The sequence below is a fragment of the Aureibaculum flavum genome, from assembly GCF_016406085.1.
Classification (GTDB): Bacteria; Bacteroidota; Bacteroidia; order Flavobacteriales; family Flavobacteriaceae; genus Aureibaculum; species Aureibaculum flavum.
On record NZ_JAEHFJ010000003.1, the window covers coordinates 445694 to 467761 of the forward strand.

The 22068-nt window shown below is 32.7% G+C and carries 15 protein-coding genes; 10 read left to right on the top strand and 5 right to left on the bottom strand.

Annotation, left to right across the window (positions count from 1 at the left end; translation table 11 throughout):
* Window positions 1–2: 2 nt before the first annotated feature.
* The 3 genes from JBL43_RS07870 to JBL43_RS07880 form a co-directional block, all read right to left on the bottom strand.
* On the bottom strand, window positions 3–1115 hold the full coding sequence (locus JBL43_RS07870; RefSeq protein ID WP_198840903.1) for a glycosyltransferase: 1113 nt from the start codon (window positions 1113–1115) through the stop codon (window positions 3–5).
* A gap of 129 nt (window positions 1116–1244) precedes the next feature.
* The gene (locus tag JBL43_RS07875) at window positions 1245–1772 is read right to left on the bottom strand and encodes a hypothetical protein (protein ID WP_198840904.1); all 528 of its coding nucleotides are present in this window, start codon (window positions 1770–1772) and stop codon (window positions 1245–1247) included.
* A gap of 99 nt (window positions 1773–1871) precedes the next feature.
* Window positions 1872–2627: a DeoR/GlpR family DNA-binding transcription regulator gene (locus tag JBL43_RS07880; RefSeq protein ID WP_198840905.1), complete on the bottom strand. Its 756-nt coding sequence runs from the start codon at window positions 2625–2627 to the stop codon at window positions 1872–1874.
* 189 nt (window positions 2628–2816) lie between these two features.
* On the opposite strand from JBL43_RS07880, the gene JBL43_RS07885 reads away from it, so the two are divergent.
* The 10 genes from JBL43_RS07885 to bglX all read left to right on the top strand — a co-directional run bounded on the left by JBL43_RS07885 (window position 2817) and on the right by bglX (window position 20454).
* Window positions 2817–4391 carry a glycerol-3-phosphate dehydrogenase/oxidase gene (locus tag JBL43_RS07885; RefSeq protein WP_198841081.1) on the top strand — a complete coding sequence of 525 codons (1575 nt, stop codon included), beginning with the start codon at window positions 2817–2819 and terminating at the stop codon, window positions 4389–4391.
* 58 nt (window positions 4392–4449) lie between these two features.
* The gene (gene glpK / locus JBL43_RS07890; RefSeq protein ID WP_198840906.1) at window positions 4450–5964 is read left to right on the top strand and encodes a glycerol kinase GlpK; all 1515 of its coding nucleotides are present in this window, start codon (window positions 4450–4452) and stop codon (window positions 5962–5964) included.
* 1 nt (window position 5965) lies between these two features.
* Window positions 5966–6703: an MIP/aquaporin family protein gene (locus JBL43_RS07895; RefSeq protein WP_138947855.1), complete on the top strand. Its 738-nt coding sequence runs from the start codon at window positions 5966–5968 to the stop codon at window positions 6701–6703.
* Between the two features lie 120 nt (window positions 6704–6823).
* Window positions 6824–9622, top strand: coding sequence for a helix-turn-helix and ligand-binding sensor domain-containing protein (locus tag JBL43_RS07900; protein ID WP_198840907.1), 2799 nt, complete (start codon window positions 6824–6826; stop codon window positions 9620–9622).
* Window positions 9623–9920: 298 nt separating this feature from the next.
* Entirely contained in the window at window positions 9921–12959 is a 3039-nt protein-coding gene (locus JBL43_RS07905; protein WP_198840908.1) for a SusC/RagA family TonB-linked outer membrane protein, read from the top strand.
* A 44-nt stretch (window positions 12960–13003) separates the two neighbouring features.
* Window positions 13004–14608: a RagB/SusD family nutrient uptake outer membrane protein gene (locus JBL43_RS07910; protein ID WP_198840909.1), complete on the top strand. Its 1605-nt coding sequence runs from the start codon at window positions 13004–13006 to the stop codon at window positions 14606–14608.
* A 154-nt stretch (window positions 14609–14762) separates the two neighbouring features.
* Window positions 14763–16340, top strand: a complete 1578-nt coding sequence (locus JBL43_RS07915) for a family 16 glycosylhydrolase (protein WP_198840910.1) — start codon at window positions 14763–14765, stop codon at window positions 16338–16340.
* Window positions 16341–16433: 93 nt separating this feature from the next.
* Window positions 16434–17246: a glycoside hydrolase family 16 protein gene (locus JBL43_RS07920; protein WP_198840911.1), complete on the top strand. Its 813-nt coding sequence runs from the start codon at window positions 16434–16436 to the stop codon at window positions 17244–17246.
* A 4-nt stretch (window positions 17247–17250) separates the two neighbouring features.
* Window positions 17251–18084: an endonuclease/exonuclease/phosphatase family protein gene (locus tag JBL43_RS07925; protein ID WP_198840912.1), complete on the top strand. Its 834-nt coding sequence runs from the start codon at window positions 17251–17253 to the stop codon at window positions 18082–18084.
* Window positions 18085–18120: 36 nt separating this feature from the next.
* The gene (gene bglX / locus JBL43_RS07930) at window positions 18121–20454 is read left to right on the top strand and encodes a beta-glucosidase BglX (protein WP_198840913.1); all 2334 of its coding nucleotides are present in this window, start codon (window positions 18121–18123) and stop codon (window positions 20452–20454) included.
* A 66-nt stretch (window positions 20455–20520) separates the two neighbouring features.
* Here bglX and JBL43_RS07935 read toward each other — a convergent pair whose 3' ends face one another.
* Window positions 20521–21291, bottom strand: coding sequence for a 3-hydroxybutyrate dehydrogenase (locus JBL43_RS07935; protein ID WP_198840914.1), 771 nt, complete (start codon window positions 21289–21291; stop codon window positions 20521–20523).
* Window positions 21284–22066: an alpha/beta fold hydrolase gene (locus JBL43_RS07940; RefSeq protein ID WP_198840915.1), complete on the bottom strand. Its 783-nt coding sequence runs from the start codon at window positions 22064–22066 to the stop codon at window positions 21284–21286. Before JBL43_RS07940 ends, JBL43_RS07935 begins: the two co-directional genes overlap by 8 nt.
* Window positions 22067–22068: the final 2 nt, after the last annotated feature.

Below are 22068 nucleotides of genomic sequence, written 5' to 3' on the forward strand. Positions count from 1 at the left end.
CTCTATTTCAAGTTTTTAAAAACTTCAACTAACGTTGATTGTTCACTTTCCCAGGTATATTTTTCTGATGCTTTTTTTAGGTTTTGTTTATAGGTTGCATACTCTTTAGTATTCGCAACTATTTGTTTTATTTTTTCTGCTAATTTTTTGGGCTCTACATCATCAATTACCCAACCAATATTGTTTTCTCTAACTAGATTGGCCACTTCTTTTCTATTAGAAACCAATAGAGGTGTTTCTGCTTGTATATAATCAAATACTTTATTAGGAAGGCTGAATTCGTAGTTGAGGTTGGTAGCTTTGTCTAATGATAAACCTAAATCAGCTATTTTTGTATATTCCATCAAATCGAGATAAGACATTTTATCTTTTATGACTACCTTTTCTTGCAATTGTAAGGATAGTACTAATCTTTTTAAATCTTCAAAAACATCACCGCTACCAATAATGTAAAGAATAGTATTTTCTAAAAACGCCATCATTTTTACAGCTTCTTCAGCTCCTCTATCGATATTGATACCTGACCCCTGTAAAATTAGCATTTTTTTATCTCCCTTTATTTTGTTTGCCAATGAAAAGTCAACAGATTTATGTTGCAATTTAGGGGCAATATTTCTGATAATATTGACATCAACAGCGTATGTATTTGAATAAATATCAGCAATACTTTGATTTACAGTATATACATTTTTGAGTTTAGGAAAGATGAATTTCTCAATGGTTAGCCATGCTTTTCGTACACGTGGCCTATCAATTAATTCTCCTATTTCTGTAAAAAGTTCGTGGCTATCATATACCAGTTTTTTACCAAGTAGTTTACTAATTAAAAAGTTGGGGAGTAAAGTATCTAAATCATTAGAAAGAAGAATATCTTTTTTTAGAAACAAGAGTTTAAAAAATAAACGCAAATTATATTCTGCATAAAACCATACCTTTTTTTTAAAAATCAGGTTCATTCTAATGGTTCGATAATTTCTGGTGAGCGGTAAGCTATTGGGTAATTTTCTTCCGATAAGAATAACATCATACTTCATCTGAACCAAGGTTGTACAAACTTTATGTACACGTTGGTCTGTAACCAAATCATTGGTAACTGAAACAATAATTCTTTGCAACTGGACTGTTTTAAAGCGAAGGTAAATAAAAATCCCGTTCTTAACTTCTTAAAAACGGGAAATTGCTATGAAAAGTAGTGACAAGTCACTGTTAACTATGTCGTTGTATTTTAATAAACCTTACAAAAATTATTGAGCAGGTTTAAATTTGTAGCTGTCTTGGTTAATACCAGTACCACTAACATATTCGTTATTAATATATTTTCCACCAATATTTACACTTTCTTTATTGTAAAAATTAGCGATACCATGTTTTAAGTTGTTTTGCCAAGTACCTTCATATAAAGTACCATTTGTATAGTAGTATAATCCATAACCACTTCTAATACCGTAACTGTAGTTTCCTTTATATTTAGAGCCATCATGCCAAACATATACACCTAATCCGTGTCTTTTGTCTTGCATCCATTCGCCTTCATAAACATCTCCATTGGTCCAAGTATATTTACCTTCACCTTCACGGAGTCCCGATTTCCAATATCCTTCATAAACACCTGTTTGATATTGCATGGTGCCCTTTCCGTTTTTGCAATTTCCAGAAATACATTCTTCAATGATTACTTTACTTTCTTGCTTTTCTTCAGTGCCCGTAGCATCATCCTCTTGAGCTAATATGTATAAAGGAGCTAATAAGAATAAGAATATTAATTTTTTCATAAAATAATAGATTAAAAATATGTACTATAACGTTAAGTATTAAAATATAGTATACTTAGTAAAGTGAGTCTGTTTAAAAAATGAAAAATTATTACGTTATTAATCAACAATAGTAACAATAATACCTCTTTCTTGTAACTTTTTAACCAGTGATGATGATATGCCACTATCGGTAATAATTTGATCAACTTGTTCAATACCGCAGATTTTTGCAAAGCTTTTTTTACCAAATTTAGAAGAGTCTGCTAGTACAATTGTCTTTTGTGCAGAGATCAACATTTTTTTATTAAGCTGTGCTTCTTCTAAACTTGTGGTAGACAGGCCATAATCTAAATCAATACCATCAACGCCTAAAAATAACTTACTACAAGACACATTCTCTAATATTTGAGCAGCATAACTTCCAATTACTGATGCTGAGCTGTGTCTGACATAGCCCCCTAATTGTAATATTTCTATATTTTTATGTTTGATTAAATGAAGTACAACATGCAAAGAAGAGGTTATTGCCGTTAATTTATTTTTTGGTGTAATGAATTTTGCCAAAGCCTGAACTGTGGTTCCTGAAGCAATCATTATAGAGTCATTTTCATCAATTAATTTTGCTGCAGCTTGTGCAATTCCATTTTTTTCTTCAACTGAAATTTTTTCTTTTTCATTCACTTCTTTTTCGTTGATATAAGGGTTTTCTAAAGAAGCACCACCGTGTGTTCTAAATAAAAGCCCTTTTGCCTCTAAAAGTGTTAAATCTTTTCGAATGGTTACCGCTGATACATTTAATTGTTTACACAGATCTAACACCTCTATATATTTTACCTTGTTTAGAATGTCTAAAATAATTTGATGTCTATTCATCTTTAAATTTATTATTGATATACTGACCATAGTATATCTGCAAATGTAATTAAAATGAAAGAAAACGAAAAATATAGAAGAGAATATTTGATGAATATGAAGAATAATATAAAAATATTTATTTCGTTTAGTTTCGTTTTGTTACAAAAATTGTATATTTGAAATTCAATACGAAAAAATTAAAATAATATAGCAGTGAGTTTATATCAAAGAGAAACATTAATTGAGCAATTACAGACAACCAAAAATTGGGATGTAATTATTATTGGAGGAGGAGCTTCGGGTTTAGGAATAGCATTAGACAGTGTAACTCGCGGTTATAAAACGCTTTTATTAGAGCAAATTGATTTTGCAAAAGGCACATCGAGCCGGAGTACTAAACTAGTTCATGGAGGTGTGCGTTATTTAGCTCAAGGAAATATAGATTTGGTTAGAGAGGCATTATATGAGAGAGGTCTTATGCTAAAAAATGCTTCACATTTGGTGAGTAATCAGTCTTTTATTATTCCAAATTATAATTTATGGGATAGATTAAAGTATACAGTGGGTTTAAAACTATATGATTTTTTAGCAGGTAAATTAAGTTTTGGAAAATCTGTTGGTATTAGCAAAACAACAACAACATCAAGGTTAACCACTATAAAACCTGATAAATTAAAAGGAGGGGTTGTGTATCACGATGGGCAATTTGATGATTCTAGATTAGCTATAAATATTGCTCAAACAAGCATTGAAAAAGGAGCTACAATACTAAATTATTGTAAGGTAACTGGACTTTTGAAAGATGATGAAGGCATTGTAAGTGGAGTTATTGCTCATGATATTGAAACGGATAAATCGTACAAATTAAATGCAAGAGTTGTTATAAATGCAACTGGAGTTTTTACAGATGAAGTTTTACAAATGGATGACAATAAGGCAAAAAATATTGTCCGTCCTAGTCAGGGAATCCACTTGGTTTTAGACAAATCATTTTTACCAGGAAATGATGCCATTATGATTCCGAAAACGGATGATGGTAGGGTATTGTTTTTGGTGCCTTGGCATGATAAAGTTGTGGTGGGTACAACAGACACCTTGTTAGATAGTCATAGTCTAGAACCAAAGCCACTGGAGAAAGAAGTAGATTTTATTATAGATACTGCGAATAGGTATTTGAATAAAAAAGTAAGTAGAAAAGATGTATTGAGCATTTTTGCTGGGTTAAGACCTTTGGCTGCTCCAAAAGATAATTCTGAAAAGACCAAAGAAATATCTAGAAGCCATAAGATTATAGTTTCAAGTTCAGAATTAATAACCATTACTGGAGGCAAGTGGACTACCTACAGAAGAATGGCACAAGACACAGTAAATAAAGCCATAAGTCTTGGTAAATTATCCAATGAAATGTGCAAAACAAAAGATCAACTTATACATGGAGCTACAGAAAATGTAGACAGATCTAATCACTTATACATTTATGGTACAGATCAGGTCCATATTGAGAAACTCATTAAAAACGAACCTGGATTAGGTGAAAAATTGCACCCAAAACTTGGCTTTACAAAGGCTGAAGTGGTTTGGGCTGTAAGAAATGAAATGTCAAGAACCATTGAAGATGTACTAGCTAGACGGGTACGTATGTTGTTTTTAGATGCTAGGGCTGCAATTAGTTCGGCACCATTGGTTGCGGAAATATTAGCAAAAGAATTAGGAAAAGATAAGGTTTGGGAGCGTCAACAAATTGATGATTTTACAACAATAGCCAAACAATACGTATTATAACTCAAAATAATTTTAAACATTTACACTACACTACACTAACTAATTAAATTCACTAATTATGGGAAAATACATACTGGCTTTAGATCAAGGAACAACAAGCTCCAGAGCAATCGTTTTTGATAAGAAAGGAAATATAATCTCAATTGCTCAAAAAGAATTTACACAATATTTTCCAAAACCAGGGTGGGTAGAACATGATCCAACTGAAATATGGTCAACTCAGGCAGGTGTAGCTACTGAAGCCATTGCCAAAAAAGGATTAGATATAGAAAATATTGCTGCTATAGGGATTACAAACCAGCGTGAAACGGTTGTGGTTTGGGATAAGAATACGGGTCAACCCGTCTACAATGCTATTGTTTGGCAAGATAAACGTACTTCAGATTATTGTGATGAATTAAAGCTTCAGGGTAAATCTGAAATGATACGAGAAAAAACAGGATTAGTTATTGATTCTTATTTTTCGGGTACTAAGGTAAAATGGATATTAGATAATGTAGAGGGTGCAAGAAAAAAGGCTGAAGATGGTGATTTGATTATGGGTACCATAGACACTTGGTTAATTTGGAATTTCACTAAAGGTAATAAGCATGTTACGGATGTGACCAATGCGTCAAGAACATTGTTATTTAATATAAACACAATGGAATGGGATGATGAGTTGTTAGAATTGTTAACCATACCTAAAAGCATGTTACCTGAGGTAAAACAGTCGAGCGAAGTTTATGGACACACACAGTCTACTTTTTATGATTCAAAAATTCCAATTGCAGGAATTGCCGGTGACCAGCAAGCGGCTTTATTTGGTCAAATGTGTACGAAGCCAGGCATGGTTAAAAATACGTATGGCACAGGATGTTTTATGTTGATGAATATTGGTGAAAAACCGATTGTTTCAAAAAATAATTTATTGACAACTGTTGCATGGAAAATCAATGGCAAAACAACGTATGCATTTGAAGGAAGTGTTTTTATTGCGGGTGCCGTTGTACAATGGTTACGAGATGGTTTAAAGATAATTCGCATGTCTGCTGATGTAGAAAATTTGGCAAGTTCCGTTGATAGTTCAGAAGGGGTTTACTTTGTTCCTGCATTTGCAGGGCTAGGTGCTCCACATTGGAATCAGCATGCCCAGGGTACAATTTTCGGATTAACAAGAGGAAGTACAGATGCTCATGTTGCACGAGCCTCACTAGAATCTATAGCCTATCAAACTATGGACATTTTGAAAGCGATGGAAGCCGATTCAGGTATTACTATACAGGAATTACGTGTAGATGGTGGAGCAACAGTGAACAATATGTTAATGCAATTTCAAGCTGACGTTCTAAATACTGTAACTGTTCGTCCGAAAGTGGTGGAAACAACAGCGATGGGTGCTGCTTTCTTGGCAGGCTTGGCAGTTGGGTATTGGGAAAGTCCTGATGAAATTCAAGAAATTTGGCAAACAGATAAACATTTTAAACCTACTGAAGATAGAAAACAAATTAAGGAAGAAATAAAAGGGTGGTATAGGGCAATTGATGCATTAGAGTATTGGACTAGAAATAATTCAGAAACAAAAAATAATTAACATGACGCCATTTGTAGCAGAAATTATCGGAACTTTTTTTCTTATTCTTTTAGGAGGAGGTGTAGTAGCTAATGTTGTTTTAGAAAAAACCAAATCAAATGACCAAGGTTGGATGGTGATTACAACCGCCTGGGGTTTAGCTGTTTTTGTAGGTGTTGTAGTAGCAGGGCCATACAGTGGGGCTCATTTGAATCCGGCTGTAAGTATTGGATTGGCTGTTGCAGGAAAATTTGAATGGAATTTGATTCCACTTTACGCTTTAGGCCAGTTTATCGGTGCTATGTTAGGTGCTTTAGGTGTTTGGTTAATTTATAAAGATCATTTTGAGGTTACTGAAGATGGAGAGGCTAAGCGAGCTATTTTTTGTACGGCTCCAGCGATTAGAAACCCTAAATCAAATATTATTTCGGAAATCATAGGCACTTTTGTATTGGTATTCGTAGTACTTTATTTTACCAATGCATCATTAACAGAAACAGAAACTCCAATCGGTCTGGGTTCTCTTGGAGCTTTACCTGTTGCCTTTTTAGTTTGGGTTATTGGTTTGTCACTTGGTGGTACTACAGGTTATGCAATAAACCCAGCACGTGATTTGGGACCTAGAATTATACACGCCATTTTACCGATTAAAAATAAGGCTTCTAATGATTGGGGTTATGCATGGATTCCTGTTGTCGGACCAATAATTGGAGCCTCATTAGCAGGTTTGCTGATGTTGGTACTATCAGCAAGCTTATAGTTGTTATTGGGTTTCTCTACTGTTTAGAATAAATGCTAATCTTCAGTCTCAGGATATCGGACTTTCTTTTTTATCTTTACACAAAATGTCTTAATTACAAGGACAGTTTAACCACTAAACATGAAAGTCACACAATTACTTTTATTGTTATTCATATCATTGACATGTTTTGGTCAAGAAATACCTCCTATATTAAAATTTTCATCAAACACTTATCAAGCGGAAAATCAAAATTGGGCAGTAACTCAAAATATAGATAACTTCATTTATATTGCAAATAATGAAGGTTTGTTAGAGTATAATGGTGCTCAATGGATGCTTTATCCGTCTCCTAATAACACCATAATGCGATCGGTACTAGCTGTAAAAGATAAAGTATTTACAGGTTCATATATGGAATTTGGGTTTTGGAAAAGAAATGACAAAGGGTCGTTAGATTACACTTCGCTTTCGGATAAAATAAGGGATGAATTATTAGAAGATGAAAATATTTGGAATATTAAATCTTTTGATAATTGGATAATTTTTCAATCTTATGATCGATTATATTTTTATAATGTAGAAAATAACGAACTCAATTATTTTACAGATAAAGGCAATTATTATCGCATTTTTGAGATAAATAATACCATTTATATTTTTAAAAATAATGGAAATTTATATAAACTTGAGATAGGCAAGGAAGTATTAATAGCAAATATACCAGATAAGTATGAGGTGAAATTTGTTTTGAATATTTTTGAAAGTGATAGTGAAGGTCTTATTTTATTAACACGAAATAAGGGTTTTTTTAAGGTTGATAAAGGTGTTGTTACTGGTTGGTCTATCGCTGCAGATAAGATTTTAGATGAATATCAGATTTATAGTGGTGTTCAGCTCTTAGATAAAACCTATATGTTAGGAACAATATCTGCTGGGATTATTCATTTATCACAAGAAGGTAAATTAATTAATACTATTAATCAGTCTAATGGTTTGAGTAACAATACTATTTTAAACTTGTTTGAAGATGCTTCAGGTAACGTGTGGTCGGCTTTAGATAATGGAATAGATTGTTTAAATATGCAGTCATTTATTCGTGAGTATAATGATAATGGAGGTACTGTTGGTACAACCTATAGTTCAATTATACATAATGATAAGTTGTATGTAGGTACCAATCAAGGCTTGTTTTATAAGTCAACATTAGTGAATGAACCTCTGAAACTAGTAGAAGGAACAAAAGGACAGGTTTGGTCGCTTTTTGTGTATGAAAACCAGTTGCTCTGCGGGCATACTTCAGGCACTTTTCTCATTAACAACAATACGTCTGAACAAATTTGTGATATTCCTGGTACATGGAATTTTAGAGAAGTTCCAAATCGTCCTGATTTATTATTGCAAGGCCATTATTCGGGTATGAGCATACTTGAAAAAAAGAATAATAAATGGATATTAAAAAATAAGATTAAGGGATTTGAAAATTCAGCCCGTTTTTTCGAAATTCTAAATAATTCAGAAATATGGATTAATCATGAATACAAAGGGGTTTATAAATTACGGTTAAATAATAATTACACTGTTTTTGAAAAAGTAATTCTATTTTCTGATGTGCCGAAGGGTAAAGGTTCAAGTATTTTAAAATATGATGACGACTTGTTGTATAGCTATCAAGAAGGAGTCTATAAATTATCTGGTTCAGGAGAAAGCTTTGTTAAAGATACGGCACTGAGTAAATTAATAGTTAGAGACGAGTATATTTCTGGTAAACTGGTAAAAGATAGTAAACAAAGGTTATGGTCATTTAATAAATCGAATATTAATTACGCCGAAAAAGGGCCCATTCCTGGTAAAATAGAAATAAAATCAATCCCCATTCAAAACTATTGGAGAAATACTACGGTTAGTTTTGAAAACATTACACACTTAAAAGACAACTTATATATTATTGGAAAAACAAACGGTTATATTTTGGTGGATTTGGATAAATATGATAAAACACCTCATAAAATATTTCTAAATGATATAATAGTTAAGACAAAGGATAGTGTTTTTAACGTTTTAATTAATGAAAATGGTAGTTTTAGTCATAAAGAAAATGTATTGCAGTTTAAGTATAGTACCTCTAGGTATAATAAATATGAATTTGTCAATTATCAATATAAATTAGATAATTACCAACCTGATTGGAGTGATTGGACAGCATCACCAAACGTAATCTTTGATAAATTGCCATTTGGTAGTTATACCTTTTCGGTTAGGTCTAAAGTAGGTGATCAAGTTTCAGATAATACTGTTAATTATACTTTTGAAATAGCAAGACCCACATATTTATCAAATTTTGCAATTGGAGGATATCTGTTATTGATATTAATTTCTGGATTTATAACGCATCGCTTGTACAAAAGGCATTATAAAAAACAGCACTTAGAGCTTATTGAACAAAATCAACGTCAGATAGAAGTTAATCGAATAAGTAACGAGCAAGAGGTAATTAAGCTGAGAAATGAAAAATTAAACCAAGAAATAGAAAGTAAAAATAGAGAATTAGCTATTTCAACCATGAGTATTGTTAAGAGAAATGAAGTGTTACGAAAGGTAAAGAAAGAGTTGAAAAGTAATATTGGCTTATCTAAAGATGATGATGTATTTAAATTGATTGATAAAAACTTAGAAAATACGAAAGATTGGAATTTATTTAAGGATGCTTTTAACAGTGCTGATAAAGATTTTCTTAAAAGAGCAAAAAGCTTATACCCTGATTTAACGCACAATGATTTAAAGTTTTGTGCTTATTTAAGATTAAATCTATCTTCAAAAGAGATTGCTCCATTATTGAATATTTCAGTAAAAAGTGTTGAGGTTAGACGTTATCGATTGCGAAAGAAAATGAAACTAAAACATGAAATTAACCTCACTGATCATATTTTGGATATTTAAGTTGATTTAAAAGACCTATTTTAACCATACTTTACCACTACATTTTTATTTTTTATTGTTTTTTATACACTTTATGTCAAAATTCATTATTTGTTATTTAATAGTGGTAATAATGCTTATTTGATATATTTAAGCCTCATTTTTTGAGTATTTCTATTGTATGTTTTTTGTATGGGCAATTTTTGGGTAAACTTTGACAGTTAACTTATATTTAACAAACACTTAATATTAGGTTCATTTCAGTTCATTGGCTTGTTCATAATATTGGAAACTTAAATAAAACAAACTCAAATTACTTATGATGTTAAAATTAATTACAAAAAGGACAAACCTAGCCTTGCTCATGTTAGCTTTTGTAGTAAGCAGTTTTGCTGCTTTACAGGCTCAGAAAACAGTAACAGGTACGGTGCTAGACGAAACAGGAACTCCGTTGCCAGGTGCTTCGGTTATTGTAAAAGGAACAAGTAACGGTACATCTACCGATTTCGATGGTAAATTTACCTTAAACGTAAACAACAATGCAACAACACTTCAAGTATCCTTTATTGGATATGTTACTAAAGAGGTAGCGGTTTCAGAAAACATTTCTGTCTCTTTAGAGCCAGACGCTAGTGTGTTAGATGAAGTTGTCGTAGTTGGTTACGGTACTCAAAAGAAAAGTGACTTGGTAAGTGCCGTTGCAAAAACAGATTTAGCAAAAGCAGTGGTTACTCCGACATCTGATGTAACTGAAATGTTGAGAGGTAGAATCTCAGGTTTGAAAGTAGATGTAGGAAGTGGTAGTTTAAGACCAGGAGGTACTTCTGAAATTATTTTTAGGGGTCAAGGGTCTATTGAAGGTAATGTAAGTGGTATATATGTCGTAGATGGTGTTGTTAGAGATGGAGGCATAGAAGACATTAGTCCTGATGATATAGAGTCAATTGAATTTCTTAAAGATGCATCTGCACAAGCTATATATGGATCAAGAGCAGCGAATGGTGTGGTTTTAGTAACTACTAAGAGAGGTAAAAAAGATAAAGTGAGTGTTACCTATCATGGCTATGTTGCCACTAAATCCATTGAGAGAAATTTTGACGTTTATAACGGGCAAGAATTTGCACAATATAAAAGGGAAGCAGCAAGGTCTGCAGATGTTAACGATGAATATTCTGATGATGCTAATATATTTTCTGATGTTGAATTAGAAAATATTGCAAACAATAATTTTGTTAACTGGGAAGATGAATTGATGAGAAATGGGGTTGTTAATAGTCATTCTATTGGAATTTCTGGAGGTACAGATTTCACAAGTGTTTATGGTAGTTTAAGTTACTTTAATGAAGACGGTATCATTCCAACATCGAGTTATACTAGAAAAAACCTGCGTTTAAATGTTGATCAAAAAATTAGTGATAAGTTTTCGGTAACATTTGACATTGGAATTCTTAATGATGACATAGAAAGAGCCGCAAATGTAAATGTGATTACTACTTCACCATTAGGAAGTGCTTATAATGCTGATGGTAGTATTGCAGAATTTCCAAGTGGTGATGAAGGGTCTGCTACAAATCCATTATGGAATTTACGCGAACAAGATCACGATGAAAAAGGAAATGATTTTGTGGTAACGATTATGCCTAAATATCAAATTTCTAAAAATTTACAATATCAATTAAAAGCTTCTATGACTCGTAAAAATTCTGAAAGAGGGCAATACCTGTCTTCTTTGAGTTCCAGTGGTGAAGCAGATAGAGGGATTGCACGAATTGATAATCAATTAAGAGAAGCTTTTTTAGTTGAAAACATTTTAACTTATGATAAGATTATAAACGATAACAATAATTTCAACATAACATTGGTTCAGGCAATAGATGAGAATAAATATTCTAGAACTTTTACTCAAGGAACTGGATTTCCAAACGAAAGTTTAGGTTATGACGGTATTACCAATGCAATCGGTCTTATAACAGCTGAACGTGATAAAACAAAAGTAAGAACAGCTTCTTTTATGGGTAGAGCCAGATATAATTTGATGGATAAATATTTATTTACCGCAACCTATAGAGCAGATGGAGCTTCTGTAAATGCAAAAGACTTTAAATGGACATATAACCCAGCGGCTGCTTTTGCATGGAAAATGCATAAAGAAAGTTTTTTAGAAGATGTTGATGCCATACAAGAACTAAAATTAAGAGTGAGTTATGGTTCTTTAGCAAATGCATTGAAGAGTCCTTATACATCTTTGTTTACAGCAGAAGGTCAAAATTATGTTTTTAATGATCAAACTGCTTCTGGGTATTCTCCTTCTGTTGTGCTACCTAACTTAAGTTTAAAGCATGAAACGATTACTACACTGAATTTTGGTTTAGATTTTTCAATCTTTAAAAGATTGTTAACAGGTAGTATTGAATATTACGATTCAAGAACGAAAGATTTATTATTAAAAAGAGGAGTCCCACCAATTACTGGATATAACTACACCTATTTTAACGCAGGTGAACTTCAAAATACGGGTATGGAATTAAGTTTAACAGCAAATCTCTTTAATAAGGAAGATTTTAAATGGTCTATTTCAACAAATTGGTCAAATAATAAGAATAAAATAATAGACTTGTATAATGATGGTATAGGTGAGCCAATTCTTGAAGACGATATTTACAATTACTATGTAGGGCAACCCGTAGGTGTTATAAGAACATATGAATTTGATGGTATATGGCAAGAAGGTGAAGATATTGCAAATGCTCCTCAAGCCAATGCAGAATCAACGAATCCTCAAACAAGTCTGAGAGCTGGTGATATTAGAGTTAGTGATGTTAACAAAGATGGAAAAATAACAGAAGATGATCGTGTATTTATTGATACGAATCCAGACTGGTTTGGATCGTTATCTACAAATATATCGTATAAAGGTTTTGATTTAATGGTTGATTTCTATGCAGTAGAAGGAGCTACAAAAGTTAATCCATTTATAAGTGAATATAATAATGGTGGTAGTTTACGTGGAATATTAAACGGTTTAAAAGTACCCTATTACACACCTGAAAGCCCATCTACAACATACCCAAGAGCAAACGCTGAAGCGGCTCCTACCTATATTGGTGCTTTGGCTGTAAAAGATGCATCTTATATTAGATTGAGAACAGTAAGTTTAGGATATACGATGCCTGAATCTTGGACATCTAAAGTAAATATGGATCAAATTCGTTTCTATGTAACAGGAACCAATTTATTTACACAGACCGACTACCTTGGATATAGCCCAGAGGTAAATATTAGAAGTACATTTTCTAATGCAGATACAGGTTATCCAGATGCAACAAGTTTTACATTTGGAGTAAAAGTTAATTTATAACACATAAAAAATACATTATGAATACGAAATGTTTATATAAAAAAATGAAGAATACTTTACTTTTATTAGTGACTATCTTTTTAGTCACCTCTTGTGAGGACTACTTAGAGGAACAACCTAGTACGCTCATTGATTTAGGTTATGTTTACAATACAGAAGAAGGTTTAAAATCTGGTATTGTGAGTTTATATACGTTTAATAGAGATCGATATGAAACCAATATTCAAGACTATATGGGTACAGTTTTAATGTCTACTAGAGCAGATTTGACATTCTCAAGATCTGGATATACTGGTAATATGGGCAGATATGAAAGAGGTGTTTCACCTATAGACTTTGGATCCCGATTTACATCACCTTTATTTTGGAAAAACTTCTATAAAATAGCTAATAAAGCTACAGATTTAATTAATGCTGCAGAAGTAATTGAAGGTGTAGATGAAGAAACTAAAAATCAGATTATTGCTGAGGCTAAATTTTTTAGAGCACATGCTTATTTTTACCTATACAGAATGTATAATAACATTTATGTTTCAACTACATCGGTAACAGTTGATAATGCTTTTGATTTAATTCAAAACAAATCCTCTAAAGAAGAAATTTTTGCTTTATTAAACAGCGATTTAAATTTTGCCATAGACCATTTAGATTGGAATGTAGATTTCGGTCGTGTTTCAAAAGGAACAGCAAAACATGTAAAAGCGAAAGTTGCCATGTGGGAAGGCGACTATGAAGAAGCAAAAACTCAGGCATTATCGGTAATTGAAGACGCGGAAAGCCCGTTTAGTTTAGTAGCAACAACGGCAGATGTTTTTAAAGATCAACGAAATAATTCAGAGCAATTATATACCGTACAGTCTCAAGACAATGTGTTGGGAGGAGGAAAAGGTCATATGATGAATGCTAATTATGTTGCTCAATATTTTCAAATAGGAGGTATTGTACCTGATAGTGAGCAGGGAGGAAAAGGTTTTTCTCGTGTCGTGCCTAATCGATATTTGTTAGATTTATTAGCAGAGGATGAAAATGATACTAGAGATGACAATACCTATTTTAGATTAAACTTTTTTTATAATGATGCTGCAAAGTTACCAGATGGTAAAAGTGTAGGTGACACTATTGATATTTATAAGCCGATTAGTGAAGAGAACCCAGATGGTGTCGATTATAAAAGATACTATCAACGTTTGCATCCGTCTTGTGTAAAGTTTGCACAAGCAGATGTTGAACAAGACACTTATTTTCAACAAACTAATATTATTGTATACAGGTTAGCTGAAACGTATCTTATTGCTGCAGAAGCATTAATGAGAACAGGTGGAGATGGTTTACCTTATTTAAATGCAATAAGAGAAAGAGCTAATGCGACACCAATAGAAGAGCTAACTTTGCAAGCAATAATGGATGAAAATGCACGCGAATTATCATTTGAAGGAGAGCGATTCTTTTTCTTAAAACGATTAGGTTCAGATGTGCTTAATTATCAAATGAGAACCTATGCAGGAGATGGAGAGTATTATCCTCAATATTATGATGGTGAAAAAGATCCTAGAGTTAATTGGCAAGATCATTATATTAATTATCCTATATATCAAGAAGATTTAGATTTATTAGGTCCAAATTATCCTCAAAATGAAGGTTATAATTAATCTACATTTATTATTTTTTAATGATTGTAGTTCTGAACATATTTGAGTTAAGTTAGTATTTTAAAAATCTAAGGACCAATTCGTGTCCTTAGATTTTTTTCAATTGTAAGTATCATTAAAGTAAAGTATAAATCAAAATAAAAAGTATAAAATAATGCGTTTTTTATTTATTATCTTAGTAGCTGCAAGTTTATTTGCTTGTAGCAATAACATGAAAGAAAACATTCATTTTGCAGACAATATAGTTGTTGCACATCGTGGAGCTTGGAAAGCAGAACAGCTTCCAGAAAACTCTATTGCTTCGCTAAAGCATGCTATCGAATTAAAATGTACAGGCTCAGAGTTTGATGTGCATATGACCGCTGATAGTATTTTGGTGATCTATCATGATGCTCATTATAATGACTTGCTCATTAAAGAGTCTACTTACGAAGAATTAGCAAAATTTAAACTTTCTAACGGAGAAGCTTTACCGACATTAAGAAACTACATTCTTGCTGGAATGGAAAACAATACCACTACCGGATTAGTATGTGAAATAAAACCAAATAAAGACAAAGAATATAATCTTAAAATGACGGACAAAGTTCTGGCTTTAGTCAAAGAATTAAAAGCAGAATCCTATATTCATTCTTATATTAGTTTTGGATATGATATCCTTCTTAGAATTATTGAACTTGATCCGAAAGCCCAAACGCAATATTTAAACGGGACCAAAACACCGCAACAATTGAAAGATGATGGTATTTCTGGATTAGATTATCATTTAAAAGTATTTAAAAAAAATCCGGAGTGGATAAAAAGTGCCAAAGAACTAGGGCTAACATTGAATGCTTGGACGGTAAATTCTCAAGAAGATTTAGATTGGTTGATAGCAAATGAATTCGATTACATTACTACCAACGAACCTGAGTTGTTATTTGATAGAGTTAAGGTAAGTCCTGTCAGTAACGGTTATTCATTGGTTTGGAGTGATGAGTTCAATTATAAAGGGAAACCTGATAGCTCAAAATGGACTTATGATTACGGTTTTATTGCCAATCAAGAAAAACAGTACTATACGGACAGTCTTAAAAATGCAAGAGTTGAAGGTGGCCATTTAATCATAGAAGCCCATAAAGAAGATGTGGCTAATAAAGATTTTCAAAATAAGGATTTAGAAAATACATGGGCAGCATATAAAACAAAAGATAAAGTGGCGACATACAGTTCTGCCAGAATTAAAACTGAAGGTTTAGCAGAATGGAAATACGGTCGCATAGAAGCGAGGGCAAAATTGCCTAAAGGACTTGGCATGTGGCCTGCAATTTGGATGTTGAGCGAATCAAGAAAAGAACTTGGTTGGCCAGAAAGTGGAGAAATTGACATTATGGAACATGTGGGGTATGACAATGATACTATTCACGGAACAATACATACCAAGGCCTATAATCATACAATAGGTACTGAAAAAGGTAAAACTATTTTTATAGAAAACCCGAATGATGAATTTCATGTTTTCGCTATTGAGTGGACACCTGAAAAAATAGATTTTATGTTAGATGACGTCGTTTATAATCACATAGAAAATGAGCATAAAACTACTGCAGAATGGCCTTTTGATCAAAAATTTTACTTAATTTTGAATGTTGCTGTTGGTGGCGGTTGGGGTGGTCAAAAAGGAATAGATGATAGTATTTTCCCACAACAAATGGTGGTGGATTATGTAAGGGTTTATCAAGAGAAAAAGTAATGAAGACCTCAGAATACAATCTACTAAGTATGGTAAATTAGCCGTTTAATTATAGTACATAAAAGAAATTGTTTAAATATTACATTTAGACTTATGAAGAAAGCATCAAAATATTTTATTATACTTTCCATATTTACAATTTATGCTTGTAATTCATCTGATAGTAAAGATGATAAAGAAATTGAAAAAGAATATCAATTGGTTTGGGAAGATGAATTTAATGAAGAAGGAAAACCTGATGCTACGAAATGGAACTATGAAAAGGGGTATGTAAGAAATGATGAAAAACAATACTATACAGAAAATTTAAAAAATACGAGAGTTGAAAATGGGAATTTAATATTAGAAGCCCATAAGGAAGAAATTGAAGGCTATAATTATTCAAGTGGGAGTATTACTACTAGTAATTTGGAGGCATGGCAATATGGAAAAATTGAAGTAAAAGCAAAATTACCCAAAGGTGTGGGCATCTGGCCTGCAATTTGGATGTTGGGCGAAAATTGGAAACAAGTTAGCTGGCCCAAATGTGGAGAAATTGACATAATGGAGCACGTTGGTTTTACCAAAGATTCTATCTACGGAACCGTACATACCGAAGCCTATAATCATAAAATTGGAACTGCAGTTGGTAAAGCTGTTTTTATTAATGATCCTTATGATCAGTATCATATTTATGCTGTTGAGTGGACTCCAGAAAAAATAGATTTTCTACTAGATAATGTTGTTTATCATTCCTTTAAAAATGAATATAAAACGGATGCTGAATGGCCTTTTGACCAAAAATTTCACTTAAAATTAAATATTGCTGTTGGCGGTGGCTGGGGTGGTGCACAAGGTATTGATGACAGTATTTTTCCACAACAAATGCTAGTAGATTATGTTCGTGTTTATCAAAAAACAAATTAAAAAAATGAAAAAATTTCTGTTTATTATTATTCTAGCATTGTCATATTCAATGACAAATGGTCAAAGTTTAAAAATAATGACTTACAACATTCGATTAGACGTGGCTTCTGATGGCGAAAATGCTTGGGAGCATCGCAAGGAGTTTTTAACGAATCAGATAAAATTTTATAGTCCTGATGTTATGGGTACACAAGAAGGTCGCCCTAATCAGATAAAGTATATGAAAGAAATCTTAACTGATTATAAAATGATTGGTCACGGTAGAGATGGCGGTGATAATGGTGAGTATTCGGCAATATTTTACAATACTAATAAAGTTAAAGTAGAACAAGATAGTACCTTTTGGTTATCTACTACGCCAGAAAAAAGATCAAAGGGTTGGGATGCCGCCTATGAAAGAGTTTGCACTTATGGTTTGTTTACGGATTTAAAATCACTAGAAAAAGTATGGATAGTGAATACACATTTAGATCATATTGGGCAACAAGCAAGACTGAATGGTATGGAATTAATTAGGCAAAGAATTGCTTCACTCAATACTGAAAATTACCCCGTAATTCTAATGGGTGATTTTAACGTGGAACCTGATAATGAATTAATAACCAGTTTAAAACAAAATTTTCTAGATTCTAAAGAGCAGAGCAAACTTAAATTCGGTCCTACAGGGACGTTCAACGCCTTTAAATTCAATGAACCAGTAACAAGACGAATCGATTATGTTTTTGTATCTAAAACATCAAATATTAAAGTTTATAAGTACGCAGTTTTAAGTAATTCAAAAGATTTAAAGTATCCTTCTGATCATTTACCAGTTTATGTAAAGTTAGAACTAGAGTAAAACCACAAAACCAAACACCCAAGTAATTTTAAAACCATGAAAAAAATTTATTTATTATTTTTTATCCTACCCTCTATAATAATATTTCAGAGTTGTAATAACACGAATAGTGACGCCAAAACAACTAAAAAAGATTCAAATCAAGATGCTAATATTGAGCGGAAAGTTGATTCTGTTTTAGCCTTAATGCATTTGAATGAAAAAATCGGTCAGATGGTTCAATATGCAGCCAGTTGGGATGTAACTGGACCAGCTTCGTCAGAAGGAAACAAGTTCAAAGAAGAGAAATTAAAAAAAGGTGAAGTAGGCTCGATGCTTAACGTTACGTCTGTAAAAGCAGTTCGTGAAGCACAAAAATTAGTAATGGAAAATTCGCGATTAAAAATTCCTCTTATTTTTGGTTATGATGTAATTCATGGCTACGAAACTATATTTCCTATTCCTTTAGGAGAAAGTGCTAGTTGGGATTTAGAGATAATTCGTAAATCAGCTGAAGTTGCGGCAATTGAAACTTCTGCAGCAGGTGTTCAATGGACCTTTGCTCCGATGGTAGATGTTTCTAGAGATGCTCGTTGGGGTCGTATCATGGAAGGTGCTGGTGAAGATCCGTATTTAAGTTCAAAAATTGGTGTGGCTAGAATCAATGGTTTTCAAGGAGATGATTTGTCAAAAAATAATACCATAGCAGCCTGTGCAAAGCATTTTGCAGGTTATGGATTTGGAGAAGCAGGAAGAGATTATAATACTGTAAATATTGGAGAACACGAATTACATAACGCTGTTTTACCTCCATTTAAAGCTGCTGCAGAGGCAGGAGTTGCTACTTTTATGAATTCTTTTAATGAAATAGATGGTATTCCAGCAACAGCTAGTAAAAAATTACAAAGAGACTTATTAAAAGGCGAGTGGGCTTGGAATGGGTTTGTGGTTTCTGACTGGGCTTCTATTGCAGAAATGATTGCACATGGTTATGCAAAAGACAAGAAACATGCTGCAGAACTGGCTTTAAATGCAGGTAGTGATATGGATATGGAGTCGTATGCGTATGAAGCTGAGCTAGAGAAACTTTTAGAAGAAAATAAAGTAAAGCTGAGTGATATAGATGACGCCGTAAGACGTATACTGCGTGTGAAATTTCAATTAGGTTTATTTGATGATCCTTATAAATATTGTGATGAAGAACGAGAAAAAAATGAAATATATACTAAAGAGCATTTAGAAATTGCTCGTGATGTAGCTAAAAAATCGATTGTTTTATTAAAGAACGATACTGTTACAACTAAAAAATCGGCACTGCTACCTTTATCTAAATCTATAAAAAGCATTGCGGTTATTGGTCCTTTGGCTGATGATAAAGACACGCCATTAGGAAATTGGCGTGGAAAAGGTAAATATAATTCTGCTATTTCATTATTAGAAGGCGTAAAAGCTGCTGCTAATGAAAATACTAAAGTTTATTACGAAAAAGGTGTAGAATTGACATCAAAAACGGTAGCACCTGGTGAAAATCAATTTTTACACAATTTGGAATTTAATACTACAGATAGATCAGGTATATCAGCAGCAGTTAATGCTGCAAGAAAGGCAGATGTTGTTTTATTGGCCATTGGTGAAAATGCTTTTCAAACAGGAGAAGGAAGAAGCCAGACAAAAATTGGTTTTGTAGGATTGCAACAAGAATTACTTGAAGCGGTTTATGCTGTTAATAAAAATGTAATTATTGTGCTTATGAATGGTCGTCCAATGGATATTTCATGGGCAGCAGAAAATGTACCCACTATTTTAGAATGTTGGCATTTAGGTTCTCAATCAGGTTTTGCTATTGCCGATGTTTTATTTGGTGATTATAATCCGTCAGGAAAATTGCCTGTTTCTTTTCCATACAATGTTGGGCAAGAGCCTTTATATTACAATCAAAAAAATACAGGGAGACCTACAAGTACCCAAGTAACTTATTCTGGCTATAATGATGCTCCTAAAGCGGCTTTATATCCATTTGGACACGGATTGAGCTACACTAACTTTAAATACGGTAAAGTAAGCTTAGATAATGCAGAAATGGCAAAAGACGGTGAGATAAAAGTATCAATAAATGTAACTAATGATGGATCAGTAGATGGAGAAGAGGTTGTTCAGCTTTATATTAGAGATTTAGTAGGAAGTCTTACGCGTCCTATAAAAGAACTTAAAGGGTTTGAAAAAATAATGCTCAAAGCAGGTGAAAGCAAAACAATACATTTCACAATTAACTCTGAAACACTCCAATTTTATACTGCAAATAACAAATGGGAGGTTGAGCCTGGTGATTTTAATGTTTGGATTGGTGGTAGTTCTACAACAAAAAATATGGCTGAGTTTGTTGTTAATTAAGCTTTTAACTTTATAACAGAAAATGCCCGTTATTTATATAGCGGGCATTTTTTATTTGAAATAATTTTATTGGGCACTCCAACCGCCATCTAAGGCAAAAGTAGTACCTGTTATTGTAGCGGATGTTTCTCCTGCTAATAAAAGAGCTGTATCTGCAATTACTGATATGGGTACAAACTCTTTAACGGCTTGTTTTTTTAACATGACTTTTTGTACCACTTCATCTTCTGTCATTTGGTGAGCTTTTGCTTGGTCTTTTATCTGACCTTCAACCAATGGAGTTTTTACATAGCCAGGGCAGATAGCATTGGCATTTATATTAAAAGGAGCACCTTCTAAAGCTAATACTTTGGTCATTCCTATTACGCCGTGTTTGGCTGTAACATAAGCCACCTTAAATTCAGAGGCTCTTAACCCGTGAACCGAGGCTATATTAATAATTCTACCAAATTTTTGAGCTTTCATTTGTTTCCAAGCTGCTTTAGACGCATAAAAAGCAGAATTCATATTAATAGCAATAATATTTTCATACTTTTCTGATGAAAATTCTTCAATTGGAGAAACATATTGAATACCAGCATTATTTATCAATACTTCTAAAGAACCAAAAGTTTCAATGGTTTCCTTAACCAAGTCCTCAATTTGCTTTTTATCTAATAAGTTGGCATTAGAAAAGGAAGTTTTAACACGATACTTTGAGGCAATATTTTTAGCAATTTCAGTACCATTGGACTCTAATCCATTAAACATTATATTATACCCTTTTTCTGCAAATTGTGTAGCAATACCCAAACCGATACCACTTGTACTTCCGGTAATTAAAACTGTTTTATTCATGACTTAAAAATGTAAATAATGCCTTATTAAATGCTTCAGGCTGATCTAACACAACTCCATGTCTCGAGTTCTTGATTACTACAAGAGAAGCATTTTGTAATTTTTTTACATATTCCTCTTTAAATGCTATTGGAGTATAATCAATATCAGAAGCAATTACAAGTGTTTTCGCTTTAATATCTTTTATTTTGTCACCCATACCCCAATCCATCAAAGTTACAAAAGATTGATAATAACTATTAAAATCATTCTTTTTGCAACGGGCTTCAAACTCGTTCCTTAAATTCAGTTGATGAGATTCTGGAAACATATTAAAAGCAATTTCTTTTGCTAATGGATCCAAACCGTTTGTCTTTAAGAATTCAGTTCTATTTTTGAGCAAATCTTCTCCAATTTTACCCATATTGTTAAAATCAGGTCCGCTATTAACGATAACCATTTTGTCAATTTTTTCAGGATAAGAATAGGTAAATTGAAAAGCTATGGCTCCACCCATGGAAAAACCTATAAAAGTGACTTTATCAATTTTTAGGGCATCTAAAAATTCTTTTATATCATTGACCATGTGGTCAACACCAAAATTAGAATCTTTCATTGTTGAATCACCGTGGCCTCTTAGATCGACTGTGATCACACGAAAATTCTTAGAAAAGAAGGGGACTTGAAAGTCCCAATCTTTTATAGATGATCCGAGCCCGTGAAGGAAAAGTAAGACCTTGCCCTTTCCTTTATCCTCGTAGTTCAGTGTTATATTGCTGAGGTTTATTTTTGGCATTG